This is a genomic window from Bacillus altaicus (assembly GCF_042136375.2).
Taxonomy (GTDB): Bacteria; Bacillota; Bacilli; order Bacillales; family Bacillaceae_G; genus Bacillus_A; species Bacillus_A cereus_U.
Window position 1 is genome coordinate 2,731,879 of sequence record NZ_CM143394.1, and the last position, 13,529, is coordinate 2,745,407.

Sequence of the window (13,529 nt, forward strand, 5' to 3'; positions counted from 1 at the left end):
TAGACTAATATTAGAGTTATATTGTCCAAGCTTTTCTTACATACCTTTCATATTATATTTATTAGGTAAAACATATAGGAAAGGAATGGAGAATCAGTGGATTGTGAGCCGAAACGTGATTGTCAATGTTGTCAAAATAGTATATGTGAATTTTTGAAAAGCTTAGATCCTTATTCTAGGGTTGAGAGTATCGTAATAGACGGAAACGAAATAGTTGTATCCTATTTTATTTCATTTAATGAGATAAAAGGAATAGTGTCGTTTGCACAAGAAGACAGTGAGGTAATATTTGTAGATTGTTCAAGAATTGATGCGATTCGAATAGGGAAAGTTTGTAGTTGTAAAACGAAAGTTAAATTTATTGAAGAGGAATTCAGTTTACTTGGAAATGTTTGTCCACATTGTTTAACTGAGGGAAGTACACTATTCTTCGATTTTAATAATCCTGAATTAAGTTTATCTTTACAGGCAACAACGATTGATCCACCTAGATGTATTGAATTTGTAGATGAGCTTGGGAATGTAGTAAAGCAAATTACTATAGTAGGTGAAGCGATTGTTTCTAAAGATTTCGTTCCGGTACCTGAACTGTTAGATTTTCGATTAATCTTATCGGATATAACTGGAAATCCATTGAAATTTGGATTACTGTTTATTAATTTTCCTGATATTACATTTATCATTCTTTTCGCATCAAGTGGATACCTCAACATTTCAAACTGTTTAAAAATAGAGAGTGGAACTGGAAATGCCGAAATAGAAGAGATGAAAAAAATAATAATCAATGATAATAATACGTACAAGTCAATTATTAAGGTAACTAAAATATTTAAAAATGGTGAAACAGAATCTTATATTTCTAAGAATGAGATATAACGTATCTATTACAATTATCCCTCGTACATTATAATGAGGGTTTTTAAATGATTAAATAAAATATTGCTACATTAATATTTGGCTGTTTATTATGTGGAAGCGGAAAGTATTTCTTTTTCCTTTATATACATTAATGAAAGTAAAGGTTATTATTGTTTTCTATACTGGATATGCCGTAGTAGCGTGTAATAAGCTGGTTCGTATTTTCAATTATGCACAACAAAATATGAAAGAAATCAATTGCAGCGGGATTTTTATTTAAGTGTAAATAAATGTAGCGGTGGAGTAGGAGCTTATACAATAGTAGTAAAATAATTTAAAAAGGGCTGCTACGACAGCCCTTTTTTTAATTATGTAAATACCTGCTGTTATTTTTTTATGGAGTGAATTTTATTAGGGATAATTAGTCATCATAGTTACCATACATCGCCATCAAGTTAACGAAAATACAATACCAATTCTGATTTTAGACAGACTTGATTTTTTATTAAGATTTTACTTGCTAAGCTCTCTTTGGGCTCCCATATAGCTACCAATGATATTTTGATAACTTGGAAGATGTTTAGCAAGTAAAGTTCCAAAGCCTTCAATATCATTTCGCCAGTCACGCTGTAATTCTGCTGCAACGCTAAACCAATTCATTAGTTGGACCCCTCCATGAGCCATACGCAAAAGAGCAGCATCTGCTACTTGTTTACTAACAGTTCCTGATGCATCGGTTACAACAAAAACCTCATATCCTGCGTTTACAGCGGATAGTGCTGGGAACGCAACACAAACATCAGTGACTACCCCTGCGATAATTAGTTGTTTATTACCTGTTGCCTCAATGGCTTTAACGAATTCTTCATTGTCCCATGCGTTAATTTGTCCAGGCCGAGCTATTCTAGGTGCATTCGGAAATAGTTCAATTAACTCCTGCATGAGTGGGCCATTAGGGCCGTCTTCAAAGCTTGTTGTTAAAATAACTGGTAAATCAAAAAACTTAGCGGTATTAGCAAGAGCTAAAACATTGTTTTTGAATTCATCAACACCATAGTCGCGCACTAGACTGGAAATAAGACCTGTTTGATGATCCACTAGAAGAACGGCGGCATCACTTTTTGAAAGACGAGAATACAAATCAGACATTTAATAATCCCCCTTAATAAGCTTATTTACAAATCAATCTTACAGTTATTTATCTTGATTTTGTATACATGCAAAAATTTATCAATAAATAGGTTTCATTAGAATATTAAGATGCTTTTATTTTATGTTGAGGAATTACAAATTTTTCGTTTTGGTGAACAATGTATTTATTTATTGAGTGAATAGTAATGTTTTTACCTGTAAATAGGAAATGAGATATGAGGATTAAAATGAATCTGAAAATAGCAATTCTTGATTGGTAAATCATTTCAATGTAATTAGATGTTATAATAAATTTGCATTTACGTATAATTTATAATTATTTGATATTTGAAGGTTGAGTTTCATAGACATTTACTTAGATAATAAATAAGTGTGTATAAGAATACTAATAAAAGTTAACTCATGAAAATGTTAAGCCTAGTTGATTTTAAAGAAAGCGGGAATGTAAATGATATATGAAGCAAATATGCATACAAGAAAAAAGCTAGTTTCTATGTTTGAGGATTTTAATAATGTTGTTCTTCTTTCTTATTTGCAAGGACATATGGGAACTGCTTGGGTGAACGATCTTGAAAATCCGACAGTAGTACAAATTACGGTAGGAATTTTTACATTTTACGCTGGGGATCCAAATGCGAAAGAGACAGAAGCGTTATTACGTAACATCCCTGAAAGAATTTTAGTAATCGTAAATAGTGATGAATGGAAAAAGCGTTTAGAAACATTCCACGAAATAAAAATAGATAAGTTTTTACGATATAAATTCAAACGGAATCCAGAATTGTTTAATCATACAAAATTACAATCTTTTATATCGGCACTTCCAAAAGGATATGAATTAAGAAAGATAGATGAGCATATCGCGAATAACCCATCATTACACAAGGTTTCTGAAGATTTTATAAGCCAATTCCGTTCAATAGATGATTATGTAAATCGAGGTATAGGTTATTGTATTTTGTATAATGGAAAAGTCGTATGTGGTGCATCATCCTATAGTATTTATGATAATGGTATTGAAATTGAAGTTGCTACTGATCTTGATCATAGAAGAAAGGGATTGGCAACTGTAGTTTGTGCGGGCTTAATATTGGATTGTTTAGAAAAGGGGAAGTATCCAAACTGGGACGCAGCGAATAGTACTTCTGCTAAACTAGCAGAAAAGCTAGGATATGTTTTTGATAAGGCGTATGATACTTATTTTATAAATAATAGATGAATGAAAGAGAACGCTTACAAAGTATACAACGTCTTACGGCTAACTAACTCTATTAAATCAACGTTTATTAGTTGTATTTTCTATAATTACAAACATCAACTATCCGAAGATAATTTTACCGAGGCTAAAGGTATTGAACATGTTAATTAATTACATTTAGGAGGGGTGACGCTTAGATTGATTTTCATTTTTTTCAACAATAGGGTGCTATCAATATTGATTTGCTGTTGTATGGATAGTATTAAATGAAAAAATCAAATTTATCTGTCTCAATAAATTTGATTTTGCTTCTATTACTATTGAATACAATTAATACATCAGTTCCTACTTCCACGATGAGGGTTCAGAAATTCTCTTTTTATATAGGTAGATAAACATAAAGGCTCAATATATTTAGTTGTATTTGTTTAACTAGCAAAAAAATTTCTATTTTTTTGTAAATGATAAAAGTGACTATGATACAAACCCACGCATTAATAGAAGAGATACATATACAGTATAGAGAGTTAAAAAAACTCTAAAATCTTGTATAAAGGAGATTATAAAATATGAGTGAACAATGCCCGATTAATGTACCATGTCAGGTAGAAGGACAAACTCAAACACCATTAAGTGATGCAGCTGCAACACCAATTCTTACTCCAGGAGCACCGATTGTAAAAATACCAGTTGTATTAGCAGAAAGAACAATTCAAATTGTTGTAGAATCTGATATTTCATTAGATCCTCCAGCAGTTGAAATTAAACGTATCTTAAAAAATGTATTTTTAACACAATGTAAATTAGTTCCTGTAGCATTTACTCCAGTACCAGGTACAAATTACCGCCGAGTTACAAGAGCAAAATTATTTGTACAAGGATATATTCGTAAAAATATTGAATATGCAAATGATGAGTGTAATGGAGTGCTATATGATCGTATTGCAAATGTTCCATTTTCTGGTTTTGCAGATTTAACAGCAGCAGATTTTCTATCACAAGCTATAATAGCTTCTTCCTCAGATACTACATCTCACTTTATTAATCCTAAAAATGGTGATTTACCACGTTTAGACAAATACTTCTTCGAAAATACAGTTTTTTATAATGAACAACCATATTGTGAATTAGTAAGCGCTCAATTTTTCGAATTAGACTTTTCACCTTGTCCAACAGACCTAAACGAACCATTTGATACTCTTCGTGAAAAAATTGTACTAGATCTTACTTTAAAAGTTTTACAAGTACAACAAGTACAAGTATAAAACTAAAAAAGCATTGTCTTTAATAAAAAGACAATGTCTTTTTTATTATTATAAAACATATATAATGATGGAATGGTCGCGTACAAAAAGCATATTTTTATGAATTTCATCAGATGGGGGGATGGTGATGAATAAGCCATGGGTTGGTAAGGAAATATGGAACAAAGTTTACAAATGGAAAATGCTGAATGTTCAAGATGATTCGCGCGAAATAAGAGAAAAAAAGGAAAGCCTAGAAACTGAATCAGAGAAAGAAAGTATAGCAATTGAATCAGAGAAAGAAAATGTAGCAATTGAATTAGAGAAAGAAAATGTAGCAATTGAATTAGAGAAAGAAGATGTAGTAATTGAATTAGAGAAAGAAGATGTAGTAATTGAATTAGAGAAAGAAAATGTAGTAATTGAATCAGAGAAAGAAAATGTAGCAATTGAATTAGAGAAAGAAGAAGTAGCAATTGAATTAGAGAAAGAAGAAGTAGCAATTGAATTAGAGAAAGAAGATGTAGTAATTGAATTAGAGAAAGAAGAAGTAGCAATTGAATCAGAGAAAGCAGGTATAGCAATTGAATCAAAGAAAGCAGGTATAGCAATTGAATCAGAGAAAGAAGAAGTAGCAATTGAATCAGAGAAAGAAGATGTAGTAATTGAATTAGAGAAAGAAGATGTAGCAATTGAATCAGAGAAAGAAGAAGTAGAAACTGAATTAGAAAAAGAAGATATAGCAAATGAATCAAAGAAAGAAAGTATAGATTCAGGATCAAAAGTAGAGACTTCAGTGCGTTCAATAGTACTGAAAACTCCATTTTCTATTATTTCGGATGTGACTAGTTTTATAAAATTTCCTAATATTAATGTAAAAAAACAAGAAGCATTTGTATTTCGTAATGAAAAAGATGCTAGGGGTCGTGAACTAGATGCTAAGTTATTAACTACAGTGCAACACTATCATGGAGAAGTTAATTGTAATTTAGTTTCTTCAAACCTTCATGAAAAGAGAGTGCTTTTAGAATTATCTAATCAAAAAGTAAAAGGGAATATGGAAGAGAATTGGGTAGACACATCTTCATGGATTCCTATCCACGGTATAATATTAGAGAAGGAAGATGAAGCAGACGTAAATAATTATATAACTGGGAAACTACCAATAGAAATAGGGAGATATAAAGGTGAAATTAGTTTACAAGAAAAGGTGGTATTTAAAGAAAAAGTTATAGGAATAAAAGAGGTATCACAGGAAATTATTTTGACCAAAAAAGAATTCTTATTGCCAAAAATAATAAAGAAAGGACATAATCCATCTATAATTGAAAAAGGGAGCTTACTTGTAGAGGGCTATATATTTCAATGTATTGAATTTATTTCAGAACAAAGTACATCTCATGATAAGCTCTATCAGTTAGTGCAAAATATTGTATTGGAATTGACTATTCAATTATTACAAGAACAGGAAGTTCGTGTGCGGATTACATAAATGATCATATCTCCATCAATCAGCTGAAATTTTTTTCAGGAGTATGTAATAGAGAAACTTAAAAATAGTGCTAGCAAATTTGCAAACGAGTTAGCTAATAAGGGGTGGGAAAAGATGTGAACTATAACTGATGGGTAGATTGAAAATACCAGTTATTAAGATAGATGAAACGGATAAATCTTTGTTAAAACATGAGGTGTAATAAAATGTGTATCCCCTCTAATTATAGAAAATTCACAACTTAAATAGTAATACATGTTTATCATAAGTTTTTAAACACCAATTATATTTTTTTAGAATAATTGGATGGACAACCTCTTGCGTAGTATCGACTTCAATAAAACCGTATTTTTTATAAAAGTTTTTTAATTCCTCGAAAGGGAGACAAAATACATTTTGAATATGTAATTCCTTCGCTGTTTGTACTAAAAATAAAACGAGTTCTCCCGCTAATTGTAATCCTCTAAATTGAGGAAGTATGAAAATACCACCCATTTCAATAGTATCTTTATCAATTTGAACTAAATGACCTACACCTGCATACTCGCCGTTGTATGTAATAATCGCAACTTTATCCCGCTTTAAATCACTTGGTACAAATCCTATTGATTCGTATTGATTATTAACCCATTCTAAATCTTTAGAAGTAGCTAGTTGTATACTCATAAGTAACCTCCTTTAGAAAAGTATTAATATTCTCATTATATATAGCTCAATAACTAGTGAAAAAAGGATAAATCAAAATCATTTTTCTTAACAGTTCAAGTTTTGAGGAAGAGTGCATACAATATAAAGTACTTTCCCTTTCTTCATTCTTGTTTTACGTATATAATTTAAAAGTAATATTTTTTATTTTATTTTCTTATATATTTATAACAGAATAGAGGTTTAAAAATGAGTGTTAAAATCATTACGGATAGTGCGGCGGATTTACCGGTAGAATTGCTGCAAGCATATGATATAGATTTAATTCCACTCCGTGTATATGATGAAGCAGAAACAGAGTATTTAGATGGGGTTACATTAAAATCAGTTATATTACTGCAAAAAATGAGAGAAGGCGCAGTTTATAAAACGTCATTGCCTTCACTTGAAACATTCCAAGAAAAATTTGTTTCCTATGCAAAAGAAGGTAACCCTTGTATATATTTAGCCTTTTCATCTGAATTGTCTGGTACATATCAATCGTCAGTTCTCATTAAAGAAGAAGTGAAAGAAACATACACGGATTTAGATTTAGAAATTATTGATACAAAATGTGCCTCACTCGGTCAAGGTATTGTCGTATTAGAAGCTGCCAAAATGGCAAAAGAGGGCGCGTCAAAAGAAGAAATCTTAAACCGTGTCGCTTTTCTAATGGAGCATATGGAGCATATATTCACTGTAGCTGATTTACAGTACCTTGTAAGAGGTGGCCGTTTAAGTAAAGTAGCTGGTTTCATCGGTGGTTTGCTAAACATTAAGCCAATCTTAAATGTGGATGAAGGAAAACTTGTACCACTTGAAAAGGTACGAGGGAAAAAGAAAGTATTAAGCCGCATTGTTGATATTATGGAAGAGCGCGGGAAAGACCTTAAAGGTCAAACAATCGGTATGACTCACGGTGATGATTTAGAAACTGCCGAAGCATTAAAAGCATTAATTACTGAAAGATTTGGTTGTGAAGTATTTATCGTAAATACAATTGGAGCAGCAATCGGAGCGCATACAGGACCTGGTGCGTTAACGTTGTTCTTCTTAAATGAAGTAGAGTAAAGGATTGATCTTTTGATCAATCCTTTTTTAATTCTAATATAATTGTTTTATGCGAATGAAAAATATGTAATGTTTTATTAGTTAGTAGCTTTCTTTTTAATAGGTAAGAAGGTAGATAGGACACCGGTGAAGGCTAGCATGAAACCAAATGTTTCAGTATCATCAACTACTAAACCATTGTTCCACTGATAAAGGAAGGATGCTAGTATTAAAAGAGTAGCGAATCCTCCAACATATCTTACTATTTTTCGTGTTGAATCGTTTTTAGGTTTTACAATCATATTTATTGCCCTTTCATATTTACTAAATAATTCGATAAACTAACTTATAGGATGTGATATAGATAATTCACCTATTGAGTCTATTCATTAACTTTCTCTTTAAAAGGTAAGAAGGTAGATAGAAAAGTAGTGCTAGCTAGTGCAAAGCTGACTCTTTCAGTATGATCAATTACAAGGTCATTTTTCCATTGATACAGGAAAGATGCGATTATTAAAAGTAAAACGGCTCCTCCAACATATCTTACTATTTTTCGTGCTGAATCATTTTTAAGTCTTACAATCATGGTTATCATCCTTTCTTTTTTTGTAAAATATTCGATAAACTAACTTATAGGATATGGTATTTATAATTCATCTATTAAGTTTATTTAATTTATTTTCGGTTTACAATCGGTGCCTTCTATATACTAGGCAAGTTTAACCAACCATACTATCCAAATTAAGAATGATAGTTTACATTTGATTAAAATCCTTTTTATTAAGTTTATCGTAATTAAAGTATACAGCGCTGATTTATCTTTGTTAGAATTATATGTTCGTGAAGTAGATTCAATACCTTTATTACTAAAGGTATATGGTGTACTTATATACTATCATGCCCGACAAAAAAACTTATTATATGTGAAGCCGTTAGTAGATCAAGCTTTGCAAATGATACCAAGTCAGGTCGAAATACAAGATAATGAGGATTATATTTATTACTTAAGAGCTCGAGGTCTTTATTTTTCTAATAAAGGGGAATATTTCACAGCATATGGAGTTTACAAAAAGATAGAAAATATGCTGGAACCAGAAGAGACCGAGTTGCATGCGGATACGTATTACAATATAAGTATGGTTGGTCAGCATCTTAATAAAGACCTAAGTGTCAGTCGCATATACGCAAAAAAAGCATATGAATTGTATAAAAAGTTTAATATAGAGCAACATAAAATTTATGCGTTAATACTTCTTGTGATGCAATATAACAAAGATAAACAGTATGAACAAGCATTTGAAACTTTGAAACGAGTAGAAAATGAATCAAAGGTGGAAAATGATTCATTAAACTTATGTTATGTAAAATATAATTACGGAAAAATTTATCAAGCATTAAAAGATTATAAAAATGCAATAAAATGTTACGAAGAAAACTTGATTATTTGTGAGTATTTACCAAAAAAAGTAGATAAAGTATATACAATCCGGAATTTAATAGAGATTTATATGGAATTAAAAGATTGGAAAAAAGTAACTAAATTTATAGATGAGGCATTTGAAATTTTATCAATTTTCGATGTACCTTATGCACATGTTCAACTTTATGGGTTTAAAGCAGAAAAGTATAAAATATGGGCAGATTATAATGGATATGAGAAGAATATGAAACAAGCAATTGAGATGGGGATAGAAAAGCAGCAATATAGCTTGGTAGCTGAATTAGCTTTTAAATTTGGGGATTATTATTATGAGAATCGTTCATATAAATTATCTGCGAAGTATTTTAAAATATCAGCTGAAAATAAAATGGATTAAAACAGGGTTTCAGTAATATGTTTTCTTAGTTTATAAATTATTAGAGGTTATCCTAAAGAGTACGTGTTTTAACGCTCTTAGGGAGACCCTTTTTTAATCCCGCATTAGCGATTCTGTATGGGAAGAACCGCTAATGTGAATTGCGTATGTTAAGCAAAATAAAAAACAAAAGCCAATGTCCTTATCGTATAGAAATTGGCTTTTGTTTATTTATATTATAGAAACTGGCCTACTGGAAAATCAAGATTAATAGTGGTGTGGCGAAACAGTGATTTATGAGATTTCGCTTTCTTAGAAAACAAACGCATTAAAACAACAAATTCTAATGATTCACTAGATAAAGCATTTTCATCTTTTCTACCAATAAGTACTACATCCGGTATAACAGGCCAAGAACCAGCACGATTATAAAAGGGAGCTAAAGACGGTTTACATGTAAATATACCGAAATCTATATCGCTTTGTTTTTCAATCCATTCAGTAGCGGCAGTAACTGTATGTAAACCTAAACCTTGACCATGATAATCTGGATCAGTCGCTACACAACTCAGTCCGGCTATATTAAATGGTTGTCCATTATGCTTGATCGTTTTGCGCACTACACCTGCATAGCTGACTAATTTTCCATCCATGTAGGAATAAAATGAGCGTACATTAAATTCTTTAAGGTGAGTTTCTGAAATAGTTTCCTTAGGCGTGGAATCGAAATCTGGCCAAACCCGCTGTAGCATTACAGCAATTTCGCGTCGTAATGTATCAGATGCTTGATTATAGTCGGTTGATTGCACAATATTAGTTGTCATAAGTTATTCTCTCACTTTCTACTATGTTTAAATTCTATATATACTCAGTAAAAGCCAGCATCTTTAGATCGTTAGGGTGGTATTTTTTTCGAACTGATTGAAATATATTTAAAAATCAGTTCCAGTCATTCGAGCTAGCATAAATGTTATTAAAAATATTGACTCGCAAGTAAAAGCTCTGATTTATTTGATGCTTAATAAGCTAAGAATAACATAAAGAGAATAGTCATTATTTTTTAGAGCATCCTAAAGTTTATCATCTAATAAGCCTGGAGTGAATCTCATGCTAAAGAGTAAACTATCCCTAATAATTTACGGGATTTTAATAATGGTCATATTTGCATCTCCGAAAGAAGGAAACGCAGCTAACATATCTGATAAAGATTTTTATGATTCCTATAACACTTTATTGGCTCCGTATGCAAGTCGAACGATTCAAAGCAAACTTGGACCGTATCATCAGTATAGTTTAACTGATGCGAAGGTTATAAAAATTGACCGATCCCCGAAATACACTTTTAACTTCATTGTTATAGCAAAGTATCGAACTTATACAAACGCCCATAACCCACCAAATCATGTTGTAACAATTACTTATAACATTAATCTAAGTGGAGTAAAAGTTATAAACTTCAAACAAAAGAAAGAGTAAATAAACAGAGTAGTCTATACGAACCTAGAAATTTCCTAGAAGAAGTAGTAATACTTACAACTTGTATAAATAGGAAGAAATAGAAAATGAAGTATCAAATTATATTCATATAACTTCGAATATTTCAAGATGTTAAAATTTAGATGATTCATATATAATAGTGAAGATAGTGGTTTTTTGTAACTATTTGTAAAAAAGGGAGGGTGCAAAATGAATAAAATAATACAAGCCCAATCTCAATGGGATTTGGACAGGCTATATCCTCGAGAACAAAACTTCAAGTTTTCTATAGAAACGATAGAAAGATTAAAAATTGAATATAAAGCAACAAAAGATAAAGCAATCCTTTCACAACTTATACAGGCTATCGAAAAAGCAGAGTACTATTTATATTGCCGATCTATTGAAGATGATGCACACCCTGAAAATACTTTACTAAGTGTAAAAATAAATCAATTAAAGAAAGAAGCTCAACTTTTAATAGAATCTAGTAAGGAACAAAATATTAATGGTAATAATTCAAGTATTAAGCTAATAGAAGATGAATTAAAAGCTTGGGAAGATATGTACATATAATTACGGAATAAGATAGAAGTAATACACGATAAAGAGACTTTATCCTTTGGACAAGCAAATTACATTGCGATGAATAGTGATGATCATAATGAAAGGTCAAAAGTATTCGATTCTCTTACAAATACTTTGAATAAGGAAAAAGAAATCTTTGCTACTGTATTGAATCAAATAGGAAGATTACGTAATACGCGGAGTAATGAATTAGAAAGGAGAGAAGTTTTAACTCAATCCCTTCAAATGAATGGCATCTCTGAAACTGTATTATCACAAATGTGGGATGTAACAGAAACAAAACTTGATAAGCTAGTAAGTGCTTTAAACGCTTTTAAAAGGGAAAAGAACTCGATTACATGGCATGAACTTATGACATTAAAAGAAAGTAATGAGACCGTTATTCATTTTTCAGTAGGAGTACAAAACATATATGATGCATTTAAAAATATAGATGAAGAATTAGCAGAATTTGCACGTAATGCGCTAGCGAATGGGTGGATCGATGCTGAACCGAGAGATAATAAACCGCCGGGGGGATTTTGTGCTCCTTTTTTCAGTGAAAAAGAATCCCGTATTTCAATGCGTTATGACGGGAGTATTGATAGTGTAAGAGTACTTGCTCATGAATTAGGACATGCTTGGCATTTTTATGTTATGAGTTTTGAACAATCCACTTCATTTTTAGATGATTATTTGCCAATGAGTACAGCTGAATCAGCGTCTATTTTCTTTGAAATGGTACTTGTAGATCACTTAATAAAAACAGCAGAATGTACAGAAATGAAAAAGTCATTGCTTAGCTGGAAAATTAGAAATAGCTTTAATTATGTTATGGCAATTCGTGCATCGTTTCAGTTCGAAAAGAGTTTTTATGAAAAAAGTAAAGAAGGTCCTATAAGTGCTGATGAAATTGAGAAATTATCTATAGCCGCGCAAGAAAAGGCATACGGAAATGCACTAACAGAATATCAGCCGTTTGTTTGGATGAAATACGTTCAGTTTTATATAGCAGATGTTCCTTTTTATAATTATCCATACACATTTGGTTATTTAGTAAGTTTTAGTTTATTAGAATTAGCGAAAGAAAATAAAAGTGAATTTCACTTCAGGTATAAAGAATTTTTGCGAGAAACGGGAAAAGCTCCAGTTGAAGAACTTATGAAAATACATTTTGAAATTGATTTAACAAATTATGAGTTTTGGAATAAAGCTTTTATACAAATAAATAAAGATATTGATGAACATTTGGAGCTTATGTAGGGGGCACACAAATAGATAAAGGGGAATACATTATGAACAGAATCGGTATTATCGGAGCAATGCAAATTGAAATAGACTTACTTTTAGAAAAACTACATATAGATGAGGAACAAACTATTGCAGGAATGCCTTTTTATAAAGGGAATTTCATGGATACAGAAGTTATTATTACTCGCTGTGGTGTAGGGAAGGTAAATGCAGCTGCATGTACACAAATATTAATTAGTAAGTTTGATGTAGACTCTATCATTAATACAGGTGTTGCGGGTGGATTACATTCGGATGTGAAAGTTGGCGATCTAGTTATTTCTACAAATGTTACGCATCATGATGTTAATAAAAATCAAATGAAGAATCTATTTCCGTTTCAAGAAGAGTTTCATGCAAGCGAGGAATTAAGAGCTTTAGCCCGAAAAGCTGTTAATAGTAGTAGTTTAAATATTACTGTTCATGAAGGAAGAATCGTCAGCGGAGAATGCTTCGTCGAGGATTCAAAATTAAAGGAGCAATTAGTCACTGAATATGCACCTCATTGTACAGAAATGGAAGGAGCGGCAATTGGACATGTTGCTCATATAAATGACATACCGTTTCTCGTTTTGAGATGCATTTCTGACAGTGCAGATGATTCAGCACAAGTTTCATATGATGACTTTGCGAAAACCGCAGCGAATTATTCTTCAAAAATTATTGTTGAGATGCTTAAAAATAAATCTTATAAAACTGTTTTATAGTTTAAATGTAGAGAA

The 13,529-nt window shown here is 31.3% G+C and carries 13 protein-coding genes and 1 pseudogene; 9 read left to right on the forward strand and 5 right to left on the reverse strand.

Annotation, left to right across the window (positions count from 1 at the left end; all coding sequences use genetic code 11):
* Positions 1 to 96 precede the first annotated feature (96 nt).
* Positions 97 to 876, forward strand: coding sequence for a BC_2878 family exosporium-associated protein (locus ACE38F_RS14240; RefSeq protein ID WP_375368897.1), 780 nt, complete (start codon positions 97 to 99; stop codon positions 874 to 876).
* A 495-nt stretch (positions 877 to 1,371) separates the two neighbouring features.
* On the opposite strand, the gene ycaC is transcribed toward ACE38F_RS14240, so the two are convergent.
* Positions 1,372 to 2,007 carry an isochorismate family cysteine hydrolase YcaC gene (gene ycaC / locus ACE38F_RS14245; protein WP_375368898.1) on the reverse strand — a complete coding sequence of 212 codons (636 nt, stop codon included), beginning with the start codon at positions 2,005 to 2,007 and terminating at the stop codon, positions 1,372 to 1,374.
* A 451-nt stretch (positions 2,008 to 2,458) separates the two neighbouring features.
* Here ycaC and ACE38F_RS14250 point away from each other — a divergent pair, with 451 nt between their 5' ends.
* The 3 genes from ACE38F_RS14250 to ACE38F_RS14260 all read left to right on the forward strand — a co-directional run bounded on the left by ACE38F_RS14250 (position 2,459) and on the right by ACE38F_RS14260 (position 5,944).
* Positions 2,459 to 3,229, forward strand: a complete 771-nt coding sequence (locus ACE38F_RS14250) for a GNAT family N-acetyltransferase (RefSeq protein WP_341306527.1) — start codon at positions 2,459 to 2,461, stop codon at positions 3,227 to 3,229.
* A gap of 548 nt (positions 3,230 to 3,777) precedes the next feature.
* Positions 3,778 to 4,473: a CsxC family protein gene (locus tag ACE38F_RS14255; RefSeq protein WP_375368899.1), complete on the forward strand. Its 696-nt coding sequence runs from the start codon at positions 3,778 to 3,780 to the stop codon at positions 4,471 to 4,473.
* Positions 4,474 to 4,600: 127 nt separating this feature from the next.
* Positions 4,601 to 5,944 carry a BC_2427 family protein gene (locus ACE38F_RS14260; protein ID WP_375368900.1) on the forward strand — a complete coding sequence of 448 codons (1,344 nt, stop codon included), beginning with the start codon at positions 4,601 to 4,603 and terminating at the stop codon, positions 5,942 to 5,944.
* A 234-nt stretch (positions 5,945 to 6,178) separates the two neighbouring features.
* Here ACE38F_RS14260 and ACE38F_RS14265 read toward each other — a convergent pair whose 3' ends face one another.
* Complete coding sequence (locus ACE38F_RS14265) at positions 6,179 to 6,610, reverse strand: GNAT family N-acetyltransferase (protein ID WP_375368901.1); 432 nt, start codon at positions 6,608 to 6,610, stop codon at positions 6,179 to 6,181.
* Positions 6,611 to 6,838: 228 nt separating this feature from the next.
* Here ACE38F_RS14265 and ACE38F_RS14270 point away from each other — a divergent pair, with 228 nt between their 5' ends.
* Positions 6,839 to 7,699, forward strand: coding sequence for a DegV family protein (locus ACE38F_RS14270; protein WP_375368902.1), 861 nt, complete (start codon positions 6,839 to 6,841; stop codon positions 7,697 to 7,699).
* A 77-nt stretch (positions 7,700 to 7,776) separates the two neighbouring features.
* Here ACE38F_RS14270 and ACE38F_RS14275 read toward each other — a convergent pair whose 3' ends face one another.
* Together ACE38F_RS14275 and ACE38F_RS14280 are read right to left on the reverse strand one after the other, a co-directional pair.
* Entirely contained in the window at positions 7,777 to 7,980 is a 204-nt protein-coding gene (locus ACE38F_RS14275) for a hypothetical protein (protein ID WP_375368903.1), read from the reverse strand.
* A gap of 80 nt (positions 7,981 to 8,060) precedes the next feature.
* Positions 8,061 to 8,264 carry a hypothetical protein gene (locus ACE38F_RS14280; protein WP_375368904.1) on the reverse strand — a complete coding sequence of 68 codons (204 nt, stop codon included), beginning with the start codon at positions 8,262 to 8,264 and terminating at the stop codon, positions 8,061 to 8,063.
* A 175-nt stretch (positions 8,265 to 8,439) separates the two neighbouring features.
* On the opposite strand from ACE38F_RS14280, the gene ACE38F_RS14285 reads away from it, so the two are divergent.
* A complete protein-coding gene (locus tag ACE38F_RS14285; RefSeq protein ID WP_375368905.1) occupies positions 8,440 to 9,495 on the forward strand; it encodes a tetratricopeptide repeat protein in 1,056 nt (351 codons plus the stop codon).
* Between the two features lie 215 nt (positions 9,496 to 9,710).
* Here the strand turns inward: ACE38F_RS14285 and ACE38F_RS14290 are convergent, their stop codons facing one another.
* The gene (locus ACE38F_RS14290; protein ID WP_375368906.1) at positions 9,711 to 10,298 is read right to left on the reverse strand and encodes a GNAT family N-acetyltransferase; all 588 of its coding nucleotides are present in this window, start codon (positions 10,296 to 10,298) and stop codon (positions 9,711 to 9,713) included.
* Between the two features lie 283 nt (positions 10,299 to 10,581).
* Here ACE38F_RS14290 and ACE38F_RS14295 point away from each other — a divergent pair, with 283 nt between their 5' ends.
* From ACE38F_RS14295 to ACE38F_RS14305, 3 genes and pseudogenes are all read left to right on the forward strand, one after another.
* A complete protein-coding gene (locus ACE38F_RS14295) occupies positions 10,582 to 10,950 on the forward strand; it encodes a DUF3888 domain-containing protein (RefSeq protein WP_375368907.1) in 369 nt (122 codons plus the stop codon).
* A 210-nt stretch (positions 10,951 to 11,160) separates the two neighbouring features.
* Positions 11,161 to 12,780: pseudogene (locus tag ACE38F_RS14300) on the forward strand (M3 family metallopeptidase).
* A gap of 32 nt (positions 12,781 to 12,812) precedes the next feature.
* Positions 12,813 to 13,514, forward strand: a complete 702-nt coding sequence (locus tag ACE38F_RS14305; RefSeq protein ID WP_375368908.1) for a 5'-methylthioadenosine/adenosylhomocysteine nucleosidase — start codon at positions 12,813 to 12,815, stop codon at positions 13,512 to 13,514.
* The last annotated feature ends 15 nt before the right edge of the window (positions 13,515 to 13,529 follow it).